Below are 18072 nucleotides of genomic sequence, written 5' to 3'. Positions count from 1 at the left end.
CTAGTTGACCTCAACTCGGGTTGAACAGGCAAGGTAAGCCTTGGCTTTGTTAGATCAACCTGGAGGACGAGACATGCCACTAGAGCCGTATTCGATCACCGCGGCGGCCCGCGCATTACGTGCGGGGGAGACGTCGAGCGTCGCGCTCATCGAGTCCGCGATAGCGCAGGCCGACCGGCACGACAGCGAACTGGGGGTCTATCTCGCCCGGTTCGACGAGTCGGCCAGGCGGCAGGCGCGGCGAGCCGACGCGGAGCGGGCCCGCGGTCTCGAGCGCGGCGTGCTGCACGGCATTCCGGTCGCGGTGAAGGACACCATCGCGGTGGCCGACGGCGACACCACCGCGCAGAGTGTGGTGCATGACCGCGCGTGGGGCGCGGGTCGAGACGCGCCGGTGGTCGCGAGGTTGCGCGAGGCGGGCGCGATCATCACCGGCAAGACCACGACAATGGAGTTCGCCTGTGGCGTACCGGATTCGACCGAGCCCTTCCCGTTGCCGCGGAATCCGTGGGATCCGAGTCGGTGGGCGGGCGGCTCTAGTTCCGGCACGGCCAGCGGAATCGCCGCGGGACTGTTTCCCGCGGGCCTCGGCTCGGACACGGCGGGCAGCATTCGGATGCCCGCGGCGTTCTGCGGTGTCACGGGTCTGCTGCCGACCTTCGGCCGCGTACCGAAATCTGGTTGTGTGCCACTAGGTTACAGCGTGGACCGGGTCGGACCGCTGGCCCGTACCGCGGCGGACTGTGCGGCGCTGCTCGCGGTGATCGCAGGTCCGCACCCGAGCGACCCCGACAGTGCCATCGCGCCCGCCGACGGCCGATCGATCAATGAGTTCAAGGCCGGGCCGATGCTCTCCGGACTGCGTATCGGGGTGGTGCGTCAAGGGCATTTCCCCGCAGGCTCCGATCCTGGACTGGGTGACGTATTCGATTGCGCGATAGGCGTTTTCGTGAGCATTGGTGCCGACGTCGAAGAGATCGTCCTGCCGTACCTGGCGGAAACCATCATGGCGACGTTCGTGATCGTCACTTGTGAAGGGCTCGCCTACCATCGCGCCGTGCTGGCTGACCGATGGGACGACTATTTCGTGGCATCACGCGGATTGCTGGCCAAAGGCGCGTTGGTGTCGGGCGCCGATTATGTTCAGGCCCAACGGGTCCGGCGCGTCGCACAGGACGCGATCGGCGAGCTGTTCGGTCGGTTCGACGCGGTGGTCTGCCCGACGGCGTCCGTCGGTGCGCCGCGATTCGACGAACTGGTCGATGCGACAGGGTTCCAGGATGACGCAGGCTTGTTCGGGAAGTTGCATACCCCCTACTGGAACGGCCTCGGCAATCCGGTGCTGGCGCTACCGATGGGTTTGGGCGCGACCGGACTGCCGCTGTCGCTGCAGATCGCCGGGCCCGCGTTCGGCGAGGCGATGATCCTGCGGATCGGCGACGCCTTCCAGCAGCACACCGAATGGCACCGGCAACTGCCGCCTTGCTACCGGAGGGCGGCAGCGGTATGAACGAGTCGGACATCATCCGGACGCTGCTCGACGCCGCCGGTCTACCGGCGAGCAAGGCCGAAATAGCCGGGCTAGCAACAACGTATCTCGCATATCGGGCCGCTATCGACGCACTCTATGTCGTGCCCGCCGCACAATACGCCGACCCCGCGACGCGGTTTCACGCGGCGGCGCGGCTCGCGGAGTGGGGCCGATGAGCGCGTACGCAACAGCGGCGGATCGGGCGCGCGGCCGAATCGAACGGTGGGAACCGCGGCGGCTGGTGCTGATCCTGGCCTGCATCGGATCGTTCTCCGTCGTGCTGGACGCCACCATCGTTTCGGTTACCCTGCCTGATCTGCGTGCCGATCTGGGCTTCTCGCCTGCCGCGCTGCCATGGGCGGTGAATGCCTACACCCTCGCCTTCGCGGGTTGCCTGCTTTTCGGCGGGCGCTGCGCGGACGTCTTCGGCCGGCGCCGGATCATGCTCGTCGGGATGGGGATTTTCACCGTCGCCCGAGTGGCCGTCGGGCTCGCGGACGCACCGGCGTTCTTGCTTGCCGGGCGGGCGGCGCAGGGTGTTGGCGGCGCGCTGCTGATGCCGGTGACATTGTCCATGCTGACAACGACTTTCGTGGATCCGTCGGCTCGCGCCCGCGCGTTGGCCATGTGGAGCGCGGTGGGTGCCGCCGGTGCCGCGAGCGGTCCGGTGATCGGCGGCCTACTCACCCAGCTGGCTGGCTGGCGCTGGGTGTTCTTCGTGCTCGCGCCACTGGGCGTCATCGGCATGATCGGCGCGTTTCTCATACTGCCCCGGCAAGTTTCGGGGACCACCCGCTCGCGACTGGACATAGTCGGCGCGCTGCTGGTCACCGCGGGCATCACCGGTGTGGTGCTGGCGATCATGCGCTCGGCGGCCGTCGGCTGGACTGACCACGCCGTGCTCGGCTCCCTACTGGGCGGATTCGCGCTGATCGGCATCTTCGCGATCCACCAAACACGCTGGGCCGCAGACCCGATCCTGCCGTTCCGCATCTTCCGAATTCGCTCGGTCAGTAGCGCGAACGCGGTGATGTTCCTGTTCGGAACCGGCTTCCTCGCCAGCCCGGTACTGCTGTCACTGTATTTACAAGATGTGCAAGGCTATTCGCCCCTACTGGCGGGCGTTGGCTACCTGCCGGTCGGTGCGGCGATGATCGCTGGTTCACGATCAGCGGGCTGGTTGACGGTCAGACTGGGCGCACGCAATGCGACCATGTCGAGTTGTGTCATCGGCACTGTGGGCCTGCTCTGCACGGCCGCCTGCATCGCCCTCGACGCGTCATATCTATGGACGGTCCTATTCTCGGGCGGGATCCTCGGCTACGGCACCGCAGCCGCCTTCACTCCCCTCACCGTCGCCGCGACCGACGGAGTTCCCCCCGACCGCAGCGGCCTCGCCGCCGGAGTCCTCAACACCGTCCGCCAAACCAGCGGCGCAGTCGGTCTAGCCGCACTGAGCACAATAGCCCTAACCGCAGGCTACGCAGCAAGTTTCGCCGCCAGCGCCACCTGCCTAGCCGCCGCAACCCTCGCCGGAACAATCACCATGCCCCGCCACCCCCGCCCAGCCCAAAATGCCGTCGGATAGGTGTGTGCGGCGGCTTGTCAGCGCAAGTCAGTAATGAGGTGGAAGCGTTGGAGGACTACGGTGGTTTCGTCGGTGACGGTGAAGGTGTTGTCGTTCAGTGAGTTTCGCATTTCTGGGCTGTGCCAGTAGGTTTCGTGGACTGCTCGCCAGGCGGCGAGGGTGGTGAAACCTTCGCCCTCGTCGATGGCGTGGGCGAGGTCGACGTCGGCGAGTCGGGCTAGGCGGACGTGGGTTACTTCGATGATCGCGATCCGGCGGTCGTTCGAATCGACTACTGCCGCAAGTGAACCGACTTCTGGGAGTGGGTCGCCGCAGTGCTCGTAGTCGGCGAGTATGCCGGTGGTGGAGGTTTTGGATCCGTCGAGGATCGCGGCTACGAGCTGATCGCGTAGGGGGCCGGGGAATGCGAACTCGGCTTTTGGGAGGGCGCGCGGGTCGGTTGGCATGCGGTAACTCTATGGCGGTGTTGTTAATGGTCCGCGTTTTCGGGGGAGGAGACGTCGATTCGGCTGCTGATATTGCCGCGCAATGGCAGGAAAGTTCCGTCGCGGAGGGATTGTTCGATGTCTTCGAGAGAATGGCCTTTTGTTTCGGGGACGAAGAAGTAGACGAAGATCAGCGACAGTAGGTTGAAGACGGCGTACATGACGAAGGCGGGGCCTAGGCCGAGGGTGTCGATGGTGGTCAGTGCGGTGAGGGTGAGGATGAGGTTGGAGCCCCAGAGGGCGACGGCGTGCAGACTGGTCGCGCGGTCGCGGATGCTCAGCGGGTAGAGCTCGGAACCGAGTAGCCAGCCGACCACCTGTAGTCCGGCGGCGTTGCACGCCATGTACGCGAGCATCAAGGCGAGGGTGAGGAAGCGGTTCGGGTGCGCGGTGAGGATGAAGAGCAGGCCGAAGCCGAAGAGGAACAGGGTGGCGCCGGGAATGAGCGTCAGCATCAACCGGCGGCGGCCGACCTTGTCGACGAGGCGTTCGCCGACCGCGGTGAAGATCAGGTAGACGGCGGCGATGCCGAGGCCGGACCAGACGACCAGTCCGGTACTGAAACCCGCTGCGCTGCCGAGGATGGTGTGCGAGTAGTAGATCATCATCTCCAGCCCGGACAGCTGGGTGAAGGCGGCGATGCCGAGGCCCGCGACCAGGGCCGGGCGGGCCCAGCGCTGGGTCAGATTCGCCCAGCCGCCGCGGGACTGCTGCTGTTCCTGCTGGGAGATGGCCCAGATCTGCAGTGTTTCGTCGACGGCGGCCGAGCGGTTCGGGCGCATCCAGCGCAGCACCACCCTGGCCTTGCCGACCGTGCCGTTCTCGATGAGCCACCGTGGTGTCTCCGGCAGTTGCAGCATGGCCGCGGCCAGCACGAGTGCCGGGATCACCGCGATGCCGATCATCCAGCGCCAGTTGTCGCTCGCCTCGACGGTGTTTTCCGAGGCGGCGACCACGCTCACCAGGTTGGCGAGAAAGATGCCGACGCCGATCGCGATGTTGAAGAAGGTCACCATCGCGCCACGGCGGTGTGGTGGCGCGAGTTCGGCGATGTAGGTGGGCACGATCTGTGAGCAGGCGCCGACCGCGAGGCCGAGGAACAGCCGGCAGACGGTCATCATCCACGCGTCCACCGCGAGCGCGCAGGCGATGACACCCACCGCGAAGACGCAGGCGATGATGAAGATGGTCTTGCGGCGGCCAAGCGTTTTCGACAGCGAACCACCGACCAGCGCGCCGACCACCGCGCCGAGCAGGATCGCGGCGGTGAGGATCTCCTGCCGGGAGTGGTCGATGCCCCACTGCGCCGACATCTTGGGCAGCGCGCCGGAGATGATCCCGGTGTCGTAGCCGTAGAGCATGCCGCCGAGCGCGGCGAACAATGCCACGATGATGACATTGCGGTCGGCGTTCTGATTTTCGTCGGCCGTCGGTTTCTCGGGTGCCGAGACAACCATCTCGTAGCCATCGAGGTTGCGACGGCGCAGCCGCGGAATGAAACTCCTGCGTCTGGTTATCGTCGTATTCTCGGTGGGCATCGTTCCAGTTGATAGTGCTGGAAGAGGTCGCGCAAACTAAGCGGTCTTATTTGTGAACAGAATTACGTTCCGGTTTGAAAAGTTTGGTCGTGGCCGCACGGCCTGCTGATCGTGTCCGGCCTCGGCCATCGATCGGGCGGCGTCGGCGGCGCGCTCGAACGGGGAGGTCAGATCGTCGCCGACCAGCGGGATTCGGCCGACCTTGCGGCCGACATCGCCGAGGCTGTCGGCCATCCCGCTGCCCGCGCCCTCGAGCTTCTGGCCGGGAACGGCGAGCTTTTGCACGAGGTCGTGCAGCCAGAGCGCGGCCGTGATCGAGCCGTAAACCCACGCCGCCACCAGCAGATCCGTGACCAATTGTCGGGCGACGACGGGAGCCCGATCGGCGTAAATCTTCACGGGTTCAGAATGCTCGGTCCGTTGAGTGAAAACAGGGCTTTCGAGTTCGGCCGGAGCGGGCGAGGCTGTACCGGAATCTGCTACGCGCTGTGCGTCCGACGACGAGGAGTTCGCTGATGACCATTCGGTCGCTGGACGACGCGCTAGGTGCGGTCACCGACCTCGCGCCCATCGCGCGGCAGTACAGCCAGAAGGCCGAGGACGCCCGCGATCTTCCGGCCGAGGTGGTCGACGCCATCACGGCCGCTGGCCTGTGGAGCGTGTTCACGCCGACCGGCGCCGGCGGCAGCGGCCTGATCGGGCTCGACGAGGCATTCGAGATCATCCGGGCGGTCGCGTACGCGGACACCAGCACAGCGTGGAGCCTGTTCATCTGCGCGACGACACCGGCCATCGTGGCGTCGAAATTGCCCGCGGACGGCATTGCCGAGGTGTTGGCCGACGGGATCGGTCCGATGTCGCTCGTCTTCGGCCCGAACGGTCGCAGCAGTCCTGCCGAAGGCGGGGTGCGGGTGACCGGACGGTGGCCCTTCGCCAGCGGAATCGGTTACGCCGGTTGGGTTATGGCGAACACTGTGCTGCTCGACGAAGACGGCGCGCCGAAACCTGGCCTCGGGGGGTCGCCTGAACTCCTCTCGGTCGTGGTGCCCGCCGAGCAGGTGAGCATCATCGACGACTGGCATGTGGCGGGCCTACGCGGCACGGGCTCAATGAGTTTCGCGCTCGACGACGTCTATGTGCCCGCGCGCCGCACCTTTCCGTTCTTCGCGCCGAGTCGCCTCGCGGCGCCGAAGTATCGGCTCCCGCTGTTCAGTCTGCTCGCGCCGGGGTTCGCCGCTGTCGCGGTCGGCGCGGCCGAGCATGCCCTCGACGAGGTCCTTGCCGTGCTGCCGACTCGCGTCGGCCCGCCCAAGTTCCAGCCCGCGTCCGAAGACCCGGTCATCCAGCGAACGATCGGACGCGCACAAGCCGCGATCCGCGCCGCCCGCGAGTCGACGCGGGCCGTGTTCGACACCTACGTCGACCGGCGGCTGCGCGGCGAGGACCTGAGCGGGTTGCCGGTTGCCGAGCGGTCCGAGCTGCACCAGCAAGCCTTGTGGGCCGCCAGCACCTGCCGCGACACCGTCGACGAACTCTTCCGAATCGCCGGTGCGAGCGCGATTTACGAATCGAGCCCGATCCAGCGGATCTGGCGCGATATCAACGTGCTCAACCAGCATCTGTATCTGCGCGACATCCAGCACGAGAACGCGGGCAAGCTCGCCCTCGGTATCGAGGTGGTGAGCCCGACGATCTGAGTTGTCAGAGCGTGCCTCGGCGCGCCGATCGCCACAGGTCGACCTCGCCGTCGTCGTCGAGCAGGCGGTCGATGTCGGTGAGTTCGTCGGTGCTGAAGTCGAGGGTGCCCAGCGCCGCGACGTTCTGCTCGAGCTGCTCGGTGGTGGACGCGCCGATCACCAGCGAGGTGACCCGCTCGTCGCGCAGCGCCCAGGCCAGCGCCAGCTGGGCCAGCGTCTGCCCGCGCTTGTCGGCGATGGTGTTCAGCTTGCGCAGGCGCTCGATCATCTCGGGGGTGAGCAACTCGTTTTGGAACGACTTATCTTGCGCGGCACGTGATTCCGGCGGAATGCCGTCGAGGTACTTCGAGGTGAGCAGGCCTTGCGCGAGCGCGGTGAATCCGATGACGCCGAAACCTGCCTCGGTGGCGGCGTCGAGCAGGCCCTCGGTCTCGATCCAGCGGTTGAGCATCGAGTAGGACGGCTGGTGGATGAGCAGCGGGGTGCCGAGGTCGCGCAATAGTTTCGCCATCGTCAGCGCATCCGGTGCGGTGTACGAGGAAATCCCTACGTACAGCGCTTTGCCTTGGCGGACAGCGGTATTCAGCGCCGCCGCGGTTTCCTCCAGCGGCGTCGTCGGATCGAACCGGTGCGAGTAGAAGATGTCGACGTAGTCGAGTCCGAGCCGGGTCAGTGATTGGTCGAGGGAGGCGAGCACGTACTTGCGTGAGCCGCCGCCCTGTCCGTACGGCCCTGGCCACATGTCCCATCCGGCTTTGGTGGAGATGATGAGTTCGTCGCGATACGCCGCGAGATCCTCGCGCAGGATGCGCCCGGCATTGATCTCCGCCGATCCGTAGGGCGGGCCGTAGTTGTTCGCCAAGTCGAAGTGGGTGATGCCCAGATCGAAAGCACGCAGGGCGATTTCGCGGTGGATGAGGTAGGGGCGGTCGTCGCCGAAGTTGTGCCAGAAACCCAGCGAGAGCAGCGGCAGGTCGAGACCGGATCGGCCCGAGCGGCGGTAGTTCATCGTGCCCTCGTACCTGGTCGGTTCCGGAACGTATGTCATGCGGACCTCCTCGTCCTGGCGAAATCGGTTGTACGGACAGCTAATTCGGTCGGGGCGCCAGCAGATCCGCGACGAGAGTGTCCACCAGTCCGCGGGGGATGGGCGACCCCGTCAATGCGCGATAGACGATCGGGCCGACGAGCGCGTCGATGGTGGCGTCGGGGCTCAGTCGCGGGGTGATCGCACCGGCGTCGATGGCGCGCACGAGCAGATCGCGTTCCAGTGCGCGGCGTGGACCGAGGTAGCGCTCGTGAAAACTCTTGGCGGTGCCGGGATCATGCTGCGCCTGGGCGATGAGCGCGAGCAGGACCTTGCCTGCCGGGTCGTGGGTGACGAATCGCGCGAAGGCGCGGAGGTAGTCCCGGATGCCTTCCGCTGTCGGCGTTTCCGTCGGGATCGGTAGGTGTTTGCCGGTGTCCTCGATGAGCGTGTCCAGGAGAATCTCGACCTTCGAGGGCCACCAGCGGTAGATCGTCTGCTTGGCGACCCCGGCCCGCCGCGCGATGGCCTCGACGGTGAGCGCGGCGAAGCCGTGTTCGACGAGCAGATCGTCCGCGGCGTGCAGCACCGCCAGGCGGGCGGTCTCGTCGCGCCGGGGACCGGAGCGCGGCCGCTGCGAGGGGGTGCTCGTTGCTGGCATGCGACACACAATACCCATCGGCCGCTGCCATGCGATAGCCTAGACGCGACGTCTAGTCTAGAAAAAGTATTCGCACGTAGAAGGAGTTTTTGTGTCCGACACATCACAGCGCCGAGCCCTCGTCATCGGAGCCTCCCGTGGGCTGGGGCTGGTCCTCGCCAACGAACTCGCCGGCCGTGGTTGGCAGGTCATCGCCACGGCACGCCGGGGCGGCGGCGAGCTGCAAGCTAATGCCGAGGCATCGAACGGGCGGCTTCGGGTCGAGTCGCTGGAGATGACCAGCGTCGAAGAGGTGGCCGCGCTGCGCGAGCGGCTGGCGGGCACTCGACTCGATCTGCTCTTCGTCAACGCCGCCATCGATCGCGGCGATCTGCCGATCGGTGCGGTGCCGACCGACATGTTCACCGAAGTGATGATCACCAACGCGCTGAGCCCGCTGCGTGCCGTCGAGGCCTTACGCGATCTCGTCGCGCCCGGCGGCACCGTCGCGGTCATGTCCTCTGAGCAGGGCAGCATTTCGCAGAACACCGAGGAAGGATACGAGCTCTACAAGGCGAGCAAGGCCGCGCTCAACCAGCTGATGCGCAGTTACGCCACCCGCAACGCCGACGACGGGCAGACCAAGCTGCTCATCGACCCCGGCCACAACCAGACCCAGCTCGGCGGACCCGACGCGCCGCTCAGTCCCAAGGAGAGCATCCCGCTCGTCGTCGATGTCCTGGAAGCGCAGGCGGGCGCGCCCGGCCTGCAGTTCCTCGACCGCCACGGCGAGATCGTCCCCTGGTAATGCCCGCGCTCAGCTGAGGGTTCGTTCCCCAGTTATTCCTCAGTCGAGATGGCTGCTCAAATGTGGTTCCTTGGTTAGGAATTCGACAGACCGAAGATCGGCACGCGCCGTCCGGCGATCGAATTCGCGAACCACTCGAGGAGCTCCGTCATGCCCTTGTTACGACGCATGTTCGCAATCATGCTCGGCGCGTTCATTATTGCCGCGATGTCGGTCGGCGTCGGCTCGGCCGCGCCGACCGAGGAACGCGAAGTGTTCTCGCCGGACGGCACGATCAGCAGGGTTGTCACGCCGGTACCCGACGCGTCGCCTGCGCCGCGATCCGCGGTGCAGGCGGACGTGATCACGATCCAGCAGACCGGGCCGTCCAGTCAGCGGTTCGATCTGGTGTTCGTCGGTGACGGGTACACGTCGAGTCAGCTGGGCACCTACAAGCAGCACGCGATCAATCGATGGAACGAGATCACCCAGGTCGAGCCGTTCAAGACCTACAAGAACTCGTTCAACGTCTGGGCGGTCAACGTGGTGTCCCAGGAGTCCGGCGTCGACAACGATCCGCGCGGCACTATGCGAAATACCGCGCTGGACATGACTTTCTGGTGCGGCGGCACCGAACGCCTGCTGTGCGTCAACGAGACCAAGGCGTTGCAGTACGCCCGGTTGGCGCCCGAGGCCGACCAGGTGATCGCGCTGGCCAACACCACGAAGTACGGCGGCGCGGGCGGCGGGGTGGCGACGTCGTCCGGCGGGAACGCCCAGGCGGGACAGATCGTGCTGCACGAGCTCGGGCACTCCATTGGTGGCCTGGCCGACGAGTACGACTACCCCAACGATCGCTACACCGGGCGTGAGCCGCGCGAGGCCAACGCCTCGGTCTACACCAGCGCGCAGATGCGGCAGAACCACACCAAGTGGTACCAGTACCTGGGCAAACAGTCCCCGGACGGCGGTGTCGTCGGCACCTATGAGGGCGCGGTCTACTACAAGCGTGGCGTGTACCGGCCCACCGAGAACTCGTTGATGCGTTCACTCGGTCGTGAGTTCAACCTGATCGGCTTGGACGCGATGAAGGCCGCCATCGAGCGGAAGAGCCCGCCGACCCGACCCTGATCCCGCACCGGCAATTCCCCTGAGCCAGCAGCTATTTCGAGTCTCACACGGGAGTGCCTCGTGCTGAGCGGTGACAAGGAGAAGGCAATGGCATCCAGACAGCAGCAACACAGACGCGATCGGCGCGGGCCGCGCACCCGCGTGGTCCGGGCCGTCGGCTGGACGGTGTCGACCCTGCGGCGGCTACCGCGGCTAGCCCTGGTGGCGGTCGCCGCGGCGCTGCTGCTCTCCGGCGCGCCCGCGATGGCCGAACCGCAGACCGGACCCAGCTTCGCCGGCGGCGAGGCGCAACCGACGTTCAACCCGGCCGCGCCTGTCCGCCAAGACCTTTGGGTGCGCGCGCCGGTGGACAGCGACGCCGACGGCAAAGACGACGAGGTGCACGTTCAGGTGGTCCGCCCGGCCGGTGCCACCGGCAAGCTGCCGGTGGTGTACCAGGCGAGCCCGTACTTCTCCGGCGGCAACGATGTCACCAATCATGGTGTGGACGTGGAACTCTACGTGCCGGACGGCGCGGACGCGCGGCTGGCCCCGGCGCCCGGTGAACTGCGCGCGCGGGTAGCCGAGGACCTGCGGGTCGCGGGTATCACCCTCGACAAAGGCCAAATCACCTGGCAGTACGAGGATTACTTTCTGGCGCGCGGTTTCGCCGTGATGTATGGCGAGTCGCTCGGCACCGGCACCTCGACCGGCTGCCCGACCTCGGGCGGTCGCAACGAGACCATCGGCGCGCGGGCCCCGATCGACTGGCTCAACGGCCGGGCGAAAGCCCGTGACGCGCAAGGCAAGAACGTCGTGGCCAGCTGGGCCAGCGGCAAGGTCGGCATGATGGGCGTGTCCTACAACGGGACCCTGCCCAATGCCGTCGCCTCCACCGGTGTGCCCGGACTGGAAGCCATCGTGCCCATCGCCGCGATCAGCAACTGGTACGACTACTACCGGGCGGGCGGCGCGGTGGTCGCGCCGGGCACCTATCAGGGCGAGGATACCGACGTGCTGGCCAAGTACGTCTACACCAGGGCCGATCGGAACATCTGCACGCCGGTCATCGACAAGGTTGAGCATGACCAGGACCGGGTGGACGGTAATTACACCGCCTTCTGGAACGAGCGCAACTACGTCAACGACGTGAGCAAGGTGCACGCCGCCGTGCTGGCGGTGCACGGTCTCAACGACTTCAACGTCAAGACCAAGAACGTCGCCCAGTGGTATGAGGCGCTGAAGAAAGCCGGTGTGCCGCACAAGATCTGGCTGCACCAGTCGGGCCACACCGATCCGATCGGCCTGCGCAAGGACGAGTGGCTGCGCACGGTGAACCGGTGGTTCAGCAAGTATCTGCTCGGCCAGAACAACGGCATCGACAAGGAGCCGAAGGCCACCATTCAGCGCGAGGACAAGTCCTGGGTGAACGAGGCGGACTGGCCGGCCCCGGCCACCGCCGCCGCGACCGCGGTCTTCCAGCCCGGCGGCCGCAATGTCGGCGGGCTGGCCACGAGCGGAGCGGGCCGGGTTACCGAATCCCTCGATGACGACGCGACCAAACTGGCCGCCGACCTCGTCGCCGCGCCGAGCTCGCCGAACAGGCTGGCGTACTTCTCCAAGCCGACCACGACCGCCCTGCGGATCAGTGGCGCGGTCGACGTCGCGCTGAAGGCGACCTTCCAGCGTCCGGCGGCGAATGTGACCGCGCTGCTGGTGGATCGGTCTCCGGACGGCAGTTCCCGGATCGTCACCAGGGGCTGGGTTGACCCGCAGAATCGCGACTCGCTCAGCAAGACCAGCCCGATCATCCCGGGTAAGGAGTACGCGATCAACCTGTGCATGATGCCGCACGACTACGTGCTGGTGCGTGGACACAAACTGGGCGTGGTGGTGCTCTCCAGCGACAACGAGTTCACCCTGCGGCCCAAGCCGGGGCCAGGTTTCGGCGTGAACCTCGCCGAAACCAAGGTTTCGTTCCCGGTAGTTGGCGGGCAAGCCGCACTGACCGCCGCGATCGGCTGACCGGCCCGCGATCCGGTCACGCCCGAAAACCGTTGGGCGTGACCGGATCCGCGATAACTACTGCTTGGCCGCCAACACGATCAGGTCGCTGACCACGCCAGGCATGGCGACGCTGACCGCGTGCGAGGCGGGGACCTCGACGGTGTGTGCGGACGCGCGCTCGGCCATGAACTGCTGCGCCGCGATCGGAATGTTCTTGTCCTCGGTGGTGAGCAGCGCGAAGGCGGGGATCGTTCGCCATGCCGCCGCCGTTGCCGGTTCTTGTAGCGCGGCGAGCGCGACGGGCCGCTGGGTAACGGCCATCAGCTCGGCGGTGGCGACCGGGACGTCGGCGGCGAACTGGGCGGGGAATTCGCCCTGCCGGATATAGAGTTCCGTACCCGAATTGCCTTCCGGGAGCAGATAGTTCGCAGGCCGGGTGGTCGGCCCGAGCGTGGAACCGGGGAACTTGTCGGTCAATTCCAGCGCGCTTTCGCCCTCGGCGGGGATGAAGGCGGCGATGTAGACCAGCGCCTGCACCTTCGCCTTTGCCGCGGCGGCGACGGTGATGACGCTCCCGCCGTAGGAATGGCCGACGAGGACGCACGGACCGTCGATGTCATCGAGGACCGAGCCGATGTACGCGGCATCGCCGGCCAGACCGCGCAGCGGGTTGGCCGCGGCGACAACGGAATATCCCAGTGCGCGTAGCGTTTCGATGACGCCGTTCCAGCTGGTGGAATCGGCGAACGCGCCGTGCACAAGCACGATGGTCGGCGCGGTGGTTGGTTCGGTACTCACGAATGTTCCTCCGGTTCGGGGTGTTCGGGTCACGCGGGGTGCAAGGCGGCCCGCAGCACCGCAACGGCTTGTGCGACAGCGGCTTTGGCGGGCTGGGTGTCGTGCATCGAATTGACCATGACGAAGTCGTGGATGATGCCCCCGTAGCGCGCCTGGATCACGGGAACGCCCGCGGTGCGCAGCTTGGCGGCGAATGCCTCACCCTCGTCCCGCAGTACGTCGTTCTCGGCCGTGATGACCAGCGCGGGCGGCAGTCCCGACAGCTGCTCGGTGGTGGCGCGCAGCGGCGACGCGGTGATCTGTGCGCGATCTTCCGCGCTGGTGGTGTACTGATCCCAGAACCACCGCATCCCTTCGCGAGTCAGGAAGTACCCCTCGGCGAACCGCTCGTACGAGCCGGTGTCGAAGTTGGCGTCGGTCACGGGGTAGAACAGCACCTGCTGTACGAACGAGACGTCGCCGCGTTCCTTGGCCATCAGCGTGAGTGCGATGGCCATGTTCCCGCCGACCGAATCGCCCGCCACCGCAATGCGTGCCGGGTCGAGTGCCTTCGCGGCACCGTCGGTGCGCACCCACTGAGCGACGCGGTAGGACTGCTCGTTGGCCACCGGGAAACGCACGTCCGGCGAGCGGTCGTACTCGGGGAACACGACGGCCGCGTGCGCACCGATGGCGAGGTCGCGCACCAGGCGGTCATGGGTGTGCGCGTCGCCGAAAACCCAACCGGCACCGTGGGTGTAGACGATGACGGGCAGCGTCTCGGTGGCCCCCCGTGGCTTGACGATCCTGGCCCGCACCGAGCCGGTCGGCCCGCAGTCGATGGTGATCCACTCTTCGTCGATCTCGGGCTTGAAGATCGGCGAGTCCTGCACCGAATCCACCGCCTTGCGGCCCTCTTCCGGCGTCAGCTGGTAGAGGAACGGTGGCTCGGAGGTCGCGTCGACGAACTCTTGCGCCGCCGGCTCCAGTGCGATTCCGTGCGGGTTTCCGGTCATCAGCGTTCCTTTCGGTAGGGGAGGAGAGAGGAAGTGGTACAGCTCTTTTCGCGAGCTCAGGCCAGTTCGGCGAGTGCGTCGGTGATCACCGCGGCGACCTCGTCGGGGTGGGTCTGCATCGCCAGGTGCGGCGCGTCGATCTCGACGACCGACCGCAGTGCCGCGCGCTGGTAGCCGAACCGTTCGACGTCGGGGTTGATGGTGCGGTCCGCACTGGACACGATTCCCCAGCCCGGCTTGGTCTGCCAGGCCGCGGCCGTGGCGGGCTCGCCGAACGCGATGGCCGACAGCGGCCGCTGGGAGACCGCGAGCACCTGTGCCCGCGTCGCGTCGAGACCCGCGGCGAACACCTCGGGGAAGGCGGCGATGTCTACCGAGACGTCGGTCCCCGGCTCGCCGTCCGCGATCGGGTACGGCGTGTAGACGAGGTTGGCGGCCAGCTCGGAGTCCGGGAAACCGCCCTGCAGTTGGCCAAGGCTCTCGCCGACCGCAAGCACATAGCCCGAGACGAAGACCAGACCGACGACATTGTCGGCCACCCCGGCGACCGTGATGACCGCGCCGCCATAGGAGTGGCCCGCCAGCAGGACGGGTCCGTCGATCTGCTCGACGAAAGACCTGATGTACGCGGCGTCCGCGGCCAGGCTGCGGTTGGCGACCGGCGGTGCCAAAACACGGTGCCCCTTCGCGAGTAGCCGCTCGGTGACCGGGCCCCAACTGGCGGCGTCGGCGAACGCGCCGTGCACGAGAACAATGGTTGTCGCGGAAGACATAGAGTTCCTTTCTCGATCCTCGGGATCGATGGCGTTGTGCCACACTCAGTTTCCGGTGCGCGACCCATTCGGCGCCCCTCGCTACCGGCCGCAAAAGCCCCCGATCAGGACACGGCGGCGGCGATCGGTTCGAGCGCGGCGACCGACCCGGTGGAGCGAAAACGCTGCTGGTACTTGCGCGGTGAGATGCCGAGCCTGGCCACGAACGCGCGCCGCAACGCCTCGCTGCTGCCGTATCCGGCTGTCATCGCGGCCTCGGTGACGCTGTGTCCCGCGTGCAGCAAGTCCCTGGCGACGCCGAAGCGGATGAAGGCGACGTATTCGGCCGGCGAGCGTTCGAGCTCGGCGCGGAAGAGTCGCGTCAGATGCCGGACGCTGACCATGGCATGCGCGGCCAACGTCTGGACGGTGTGCGGGAACGCCGGATCCGCGCAGATCAGGTCGACCACCTTGCGAATCAGCGGGCTGCGTGGGACCGGTCCGCTCAGCGACGCCGAGAACTGTGATTGCCCGCCCGCGCGCTGCATGTACACCACGAGCAACTGCGCGATCCGGCGGGCGGCGTCGGCGCCGTAGTCCTCCTCGACAAGTGCCAGCGCGAGATCCACGCCCGCCGCGACACCTGCCGAGCTGTAGAGGTTCGCGTCGCGCACGAAGATCGCGTCCGGGTCGACCAGCACGGCAGGGTAGCGCCGCGCGAGGTCGGCGGCGAACTTCCAGTGCGTGGTCGCGCGCCTGCCGTCGAAGAGACCGAGCTCGGCGAGGACGAACGCGCCGCTGCAGATCGAGGCCAGCCTGCGGGTGTTCCAGGACAGGTGTCTGGCCGCGGCGATCAGCTCGGGTGTCACGAACTTCGCGGGCGGTAGTTCGCTGCCCGGCAGCACGACGGTGTCGAAGCGACCCGCGTCGGCGGCCGCGGCGCCCACCTCGATCCGCGCGCCGATCGAGGTCTGGACGGCCTGGCCGTCGGCCGAGACCAGGACTACCTCGTAGCCGGGCACGGTCTGGTTCGCCTCCACGAAAACCTCGGCCGGGCCGGCGAAGTCGAGCATCTTGACGCCGTCGAAGACCAGAATGCCGACCCGTCGGCGGGGCGGCTCTGTGGAGTTGGGGGCCATGTCAACCATTGTTATGGAGGCACGCCTCCATAACAAGTGATGTGGGCGATCTCGCACACGGATTGGTACGGTGAGCGCATGGGACGGCCACGACAGTTCGACGAATCGGGGCTGCTCGACGCCGCCACCGAGCTGTTCTGGTCGCAGGGTTTCGATGACACGTCCGTCGAGGACGTCTCGCGCGCGACCGGTGTCGGCAATGGCAGTGTGTACGCCGCCTATGGGAACAAGCAGGGGTTGTTTCTCGCGGTATTCGAACGCTACTGCGAGCGTCGGGCGCGGTTCGTGCGCGAGGTCGTCGGCTCCGCGCCGGGGTCGGCGCGTGCTGCCGTGCGCGCGCTCTTTCAGGCGATCATCGATGACTGTGCCGCGCAACCGAATCGGCGTGGCTGCCTGATGATCAACAGCATCGCGCAACTGGGCGCCAGGATGCCCGAAGTGGTCAGCATCGGCTCCAGGACCACGGCGGCCATGGAGCAGGGCGTGGCCGAACGGCTATATCCCGCAGCGTGTCTCGGCGGCAAGGTCGACGAGGGCGTACTGTCGGCGCACAGCGCGAACATCGTCGTGGTGGCGCAGGGTCTGATCCAATTGAGCCGCTTGGGTATTGAGCGGACCCGTTTGGCGGAGATCGCCGACATCTCGAGTCAGGCGCTACCGTCGGCCTGGGCCGACCGAGTCGCAGGCTGAGCACGGCAGGACCGCGCCGACGACGCGGTCATAGCCGTTGGTAGTGACCGGATCACCGGGGACGCAATGCGTTTACAGCTCCTTGGCCGCCTCGGCCAGCAGGATTCGGGACCGCTCCGGCGTTGCGGCCTGCACGGCGACCTTGTCCATCACCTCACGGTAGGTCTGCAGGTCTTCCTTGCGGTCGAGGTAGAGCGCGCTGGTCAGCTGCTCGAGGTAGACGATGTCGGGCAGTTCGCGTTCGGCGAAGCGGAGCATGGTGAACGAGCTGCCTGCCGCGGCGTGGCCGCCCGCGTCATACGGCAGCACCTGGATGGTCACGCCGGACTTGTGTGACATCTCGACCAGATGCTCGATCTGCTCGCGCAGCACCTGCCTGCCGCCGATCGGGCGGTGCAGCACCGCCTCGTCCAGCACCGCCCATAACCTGGGCCCGTCGGTGATGTCGAGAATCTGCTGGCGTTTGGTGCGCAGCTCGACCCGCCGGGTCGCCTCGGCGCTCTGGTGGCCGACCTCGATGAGCGCGTGGGTGTAGTCCTCGGTCTGCAACAGGCCCGGAACCAGTTGACCCTCAAACGTTCTGATCGTTTGCGCGGCGCCCTCGAGACCGAGGTAGGTCTCGAACCATGGTGGCAGCAGATCGTTGTAGCGGTGCCACCAGCCCGGCTGGTTGGCCTTGCGGGCCAGGTCGAGGAACATCTCGCGCTGATCGGGCTCGGTGACGCCGTAGAGGGTGAGCAGATCCAGGATGTCGCGATCCTTATAACCGGTGCGGCCGAGTTCGAGCCTGCTGATCTTGGCGTGCGAGCCACGGATGTGGTTGCCCGCCTCGACCGGCGTGATGCGCTTGAGCTCGCGCAACTTGCGGAGTTGACCACCGACCGCGATGCGCAACGCTGTCGGGCCGCGCTCCGCGACCCGCGAGTCGATACCCCTGATCCGGACCGGTTCCGTGACCATGACCTCTACTCCGCTTCTCGAAGACCGCCTGCGATATCGCGCCCGTCGCTGTGACGAACCACACCGCACCTCCCACGATGGTATCGCTCGACGGCCCCAGATCAACCGAACTTGCACCTGAGTGTGCAGATGTAGCTCATGTTTTGTCGGGGGTGCTGATCGGCGACGATTCGGTGCCGGTCGCGCCCGGCTGTCCCGTATCGATGAAACACGGAGCGCGCGAACGGGATTCGGTCAAGGAAACGGAGGAAAGTTTCCGATTGCGCCAAACCGAACTGGACGCACGCTATTTCCACCCGAGTAGACCGATGGCCGGACGTGTCGCGCG

General features: G+C 66.7%; 18 protein-coding genes. 8 read left to right on the top strand and 10 right to left on the bottom strand.

Annotation, left to right across the window (positions count from 1 at the left end):
* The first annotated feature begins 73 nt into the window (after positions 1 to 73).
* The 3 genes from ACIA8C_RS07545 to ACIA8C_RS07535 are packed head-to-tail and all read left to right on the top strand — an operon-like array spanning position 74 to position 3119.
* Positions 74 to 1510, top strand: a complete 1437-nt coding sequence (locus ACIA8C_RS07545) for an amidase (RefSeq protein ID WP_397131999.1) — start codon at positions 74 to 76, stop codon at positions 1508 to 1510.
* Entirely contained in the window at positions 1507 to 1707 is a 201-nt protein-coding gene (locus ACIA8C_RS07540) for a hypothetical protein (RefSeq protein WP_397131997.1), read from the top strand. Before ACIA8C_RS07545 ends, ACIA8C_RS07540 begins: the two co-directional genes overlap by 4 nt.
* Positions 1704 to 3119: a DHA2 family efflux MFS transporter permease subunit gene (locus ACIA8C_RS07535; protein ID WP_397131995.1), complete on the top strand. Its 1416-nt coding sequence runs from the start codon at positions 1704 to 1706 to the stop codon at positions 3117 to 3119. The genes ACIA8C_RS07540 and ACIA8C_RS07535 overlap by 4 nt, the downstream gene beginning before the upstream one ends.
* A 17-nt stretch (positions 3120 to 3136) precedes the next feature.
* On the opposite strand, the gene ACIA8C_RS07530 is transcribed toward ACIA8C_RS07535, so the two are convergent.
* From ACIA8C_RS07530 to ACIA8C_RS07520, 3 genes are read right to left on the bottom strand one after another with little or no spacing between them, the layout of a single operon-like run.
* Positions 3137 to 3565: an ASCH domain-containing protein gene (locus ACIA8C_RS07530; protein WP_397131993.1), complete on the bottom strand. Its 429-nt coding sequence runs from the start codon at positions 3563 to 3565 to the stop codon at positions 3137 to 3139.
* 23 nt (positions 3566 to 3588) lie between these two features.
* Positions 3589 to 5142, bottom strand: coding sequence for a sugar porter family MFS transporter (locus ACIA8C_RS07525; RefSeq protein WP_397131991.1), 1554 nt, complete (start codon positions 5140 to 5142; stop codon positions 3589 to 3591).
* A 36-nt stretch (positions 5143 to 5178) separates the two neighbouring features.
* Positions 5179 to 5541 carry a hypothetical protein gene (locus ACIA8C_RS07520; RefSeq protein WP_397131989.1) on the bottom strand — a complete coding sequence of 121 codons (363 nt, stop codon included), beginning with the start codon at positions 5539 to 5541 and terminating at the stop codon, positions 5179 to 5181.
* A gap of 116 nt (positions 5542 to 5657) precedes the next feature.
* On the opposite strand from ACIA8C_RS07520, the gene ACIA8C_RS07515 reads away from it, so the two are divergent.
* Positions 5658 to 6839, top strand: a complete 1182-nt coding sequence (locus ACIA8C_RS07515; protein ID WP_397131987.1) for an acyl-CoA dehydrogenase family protein — start codon at positions 5658 to 5660, stop codon at positions 6837 to 6839.
* A gap of 4 nt (positions 6840 to 6843) precedes the next feature.
* Here ACIA8C_RS07515 and mgrA read toward each other — a convergent pair whose 3' ends face one another.
* Together mgrA and ACIA8C_RS07505 are read right to left on the bottom strand one after the other, a co-directional pair.
* Complete coding sequence (gene mgrA, locus ACIA8C_RS07510) at positions 6844 to 7887, bottom strand: L-glyceraldehyde 3-phosphate reductase (protein WP_397131985.1); 1044 nt, start codon at positions 7885 to 7887, stop codon at positions 6844 to 6846.
* A gap of 40 nt (positions 7888 to 7927) precedes the next feature.
* Entirely contained in the window at positions 7928 to 8527 is a 600-nt protein-coding gene (locus ACIA8C_RS07505; RefSeq protein ID WP_397131983.1) for a TetR/AcrR family transcriptional regulator, read from the bottom strand.
* Between the two features lie 91 nt (positions 8528 to 8618).
* Between ACIA8C_RS07505 and ACIA8C_RS07500 the strand changes: the two genes are divergently transcribed.
* The 3 genes from ACIA8C_RS07500 to ACIA8C_RS07490 all read left to right on the top strand — a co-directional run bounded on the left by ACIA8C_RS07500 (position 8619) and on the right by ACIA8C_RS07490 (position 12428).
* On the top strand, positions 8619 to 9314 hold the full coding sequence (locus ACIA8C_RS07500) for an SDR family NAD(P)-dependent oxidoreductase (RefSeq protein ID WP_397131981.1): 696 nt from the start codon (positions 8619 to 8621) through the stop codon (positions 9312 to 9314).
* A gap of 150 nt (positions 9315 to 9464) precedes the next feature.
* Positions 9465 to 10424, top strand: coding sequence for a M64 family metallopeptidase (locus tag ACIA8C_RS07495; RefSeq protein ID WP_397131979.1), 960 nt, complete (start codon positions 9465 to 9467; stop codon positions 10422 to 10424).
* An 87-nt stretch (positions 10425 to 10511) separates the two neighbouring features.
* Entirely contained in the window at positions 10512 to 12428 is a 1917-nt protein-coding gene (locus ACIA8C_RS07490; RefSeq protein ID WP_397131977.1) for a Xaa-Pro dipeptidyl-peptidase, read from the top strand.
* A gap of 57 nt (positions 12429 to 12485) precedes the next feature.
* Here the strand turns inward: ACIA8C_RS07490 and ACIA8C_RS07485 are convergent, their stop codons facing one another.
* The 4 genes from ACIA8C_RS07485 to ACIA8C_RS07470 all read right to left on the bottom strand — a co-directional run bounded on the left by ACIA8C_RS07485 (position 12486) and on the right by ACIA8C_RS07470 (position 16094).
* Positions 12486 to 13208, bottom strand: a complete 723-nt coding sequence (locus ACIA8C_RS07485) for an alpha/beta hydrolase (RefSeq protein ID WP_397131975.1) — start codon at positions 13206 to 13208, stop codon at positions 12486 to 12488.
* A 29-nt stretch (positions 13209 to 13237) separates the two neighbouring features.
* Positions 13238 to 14203, bottom strand: coding sequence for an alpha/beta hydrolase (locus ACIA8C_RS07480; RefSeq protein WP_397131973.1), 966 nt, complete (start codon positions 14201 to 14203; stop codon positions 13238 to 13240).
* A 56-nt stretch (positions 14204 to 14259) separates the two neighbouring features.
* The gene (locus ACIA8C_RS07475; RefSeq protein WP_397131971.1) at positions 14260 to 14976 is read right to left on the bottom strand and encodes an alpha/beta fold hydrolase; all 717 of its coding nucleotides are present in this window, start codon (positions 14974 to 14976) and stop codon (positions 14260 to 14262) included.
* A gap of 104 nt (positions 14977 to 15080) precedes the next feature.
* On the bottom strand, positions 15081 to 16094 hold the full coding sequence (locus ACIA8C_RS07470; protein WP_397131969.1) for a GlxA family transcriptional regulator: 1014 nt from the start codon (positions 16092 to 16094) through the stop codon (positions 15081 to 15083).
* Positions 16095 to 16172: 78 nt separating this feature from the next.
* Between ACIA8C_RS07470 and ACIA8C_RS07465 the strand changes: the two genes are divergently transcribed.
* A complete protein-coding gene (locus ACIA8C_RS07465) occupies positions 16173 to 16784 on the top strand; it encodes a TetR/AcrR family transcriptional regulator (protein ID WP_397131967.1) in 612 nt (203 codons plus the stop codon).
* Positions 16785 to 16856: 72 nt separating this feature from the next.
* Here the strand turns inward: ACIA8C_RS07465 and ACIA8C_RS07460 are convergent, their stop codons facing one another.
* On the bottom strand, positions 16857 to 17744 hold the full coding sequence (locus tag ACIA8C_RS07460; protein ID WP_397131965.1) for a helix-turn-helix domain-containing protein: 888 nt from the start codon (positions 17742 to 17744) through the stop codon (positions 16857 to 16859).
* Positions 17745 to 18072: the final 328 nt, after the last annotated feature.

The sequence above is a fragment of the Nocardia sp. NPDC051321 genome (assembly GCF_044455225.1).
Lineage (GTDB): Bacteria > Actinomycetota > Actinomycetes > Mycobacteriales > Mycobacteriaceae > Nocardia.
Note: the sequence above shows the minus strand (reverse complement) of the source record. Positions and strands in the feature narration are given on the sequence as shown.

Coding starts and splice junctions, on each gene's coding strand:
- ACIA8C_RS07525 (WP_397131991.1), bottom strand. CDS start 5,142: ATGCCCACCGAGAATACGACGATAACCAGACGCAGGAGTTTCATTCCG.
- ACIA8C_RS07545 (WP_397131999.1), top strand. CDS start 74: ATGCCACTAGAGCCGTATTCGATCACCGCGGCGGCCCGCGCATTACGT.
- ACIA8C_RS07495 (WP_397131979.1), top strand. CDS start 9,465: ATGCCCTTGTTACGACGCATGTTCGCAATCATGCTCGGCGCGTTCATT.
- ACIA8C_RS07470 (WP_397131969.1), bottom strand. CDS start 16,094: ATGGCCCCCAACTCCACAGAGCCGCCCCGCCGACGGGTCGGCATTCTG.
- mgrA (WP_397131985.1), bottom strand. CDS start 7,887: ATGACATACGTTCCGGAACCGACCAGGTACGAGGGCACGATGAACTAC.
- ACIA8C_RS07475 (WP_397131971.1), bottom strand. CDS start 14,976: ATGTCTTCCGCGACAACCATTGTTCTCGTGCACGGCGCGTTCGCCGAC.
- ACIA8C_RS07460 (WP_397131965.1), bottom strand. CDS start 17,744: ATGGTCACGGAACCGGTCCGGATCAGGGGTATCGACTCGCGGGTCGCG.
- ACIA8C_RS07490 (WP_397131977.1), top strand. CDS start 10,512: ATGGCATCCAGACAGCAGCAACACAGACGCGATCGGCGCGGGCCGCGC.
- ACIA8C_RS07505 (WP_397131983.1), bottom strand. CDS start 8,527: ATGCCAGCAACGAGCACCCCCTCGCAGCGGCCGCGCTCCGGTCCCCGG.
- ACIA8C_RS07465 (WP_397131967.1), top strand. CDS start 16,173: ATGGGACGGCCACGACAGTTCGACGAATCGGGGCTGCTCGACGCCGCC.
- ACIA8C_RS07480 (WP_397131973.1), bottom strand. CDS start 14,203: ATGACCGGAAACCCGCACGGAATCGCACTGGAGCCGGCGGCGCAAGAG.
- ACIA8C_RS07530 (WP_397131993.1), bottom strand. CDS start 3,565: ATGCCAACCGACCCGCGCGCCCTCCCAAAAGCCGAGTTCGCATTCCCC.
- ACIA8C_RS07535 (WP_397131995.1), top strand. CDS start 1,704: ATGAGCGCGTACGCAACAGCGGCGGATCGGGCGCGCGGCCGAATCGAA.
- ACIA8C_RS07540 (WP_397131997.1), top strand. CDS start 1,507: ATGAACGAGTCGGACATCATCCGGACGCTGCTCGACGCCGCCGGTCTA.
- ACIA8C_RS07515 (WP_397131987.1), top strand. CDS start 5,658: ATGACCATTCGGTCGCTGGACGACGCGCTAGGTGCGGTCACCGACCTC.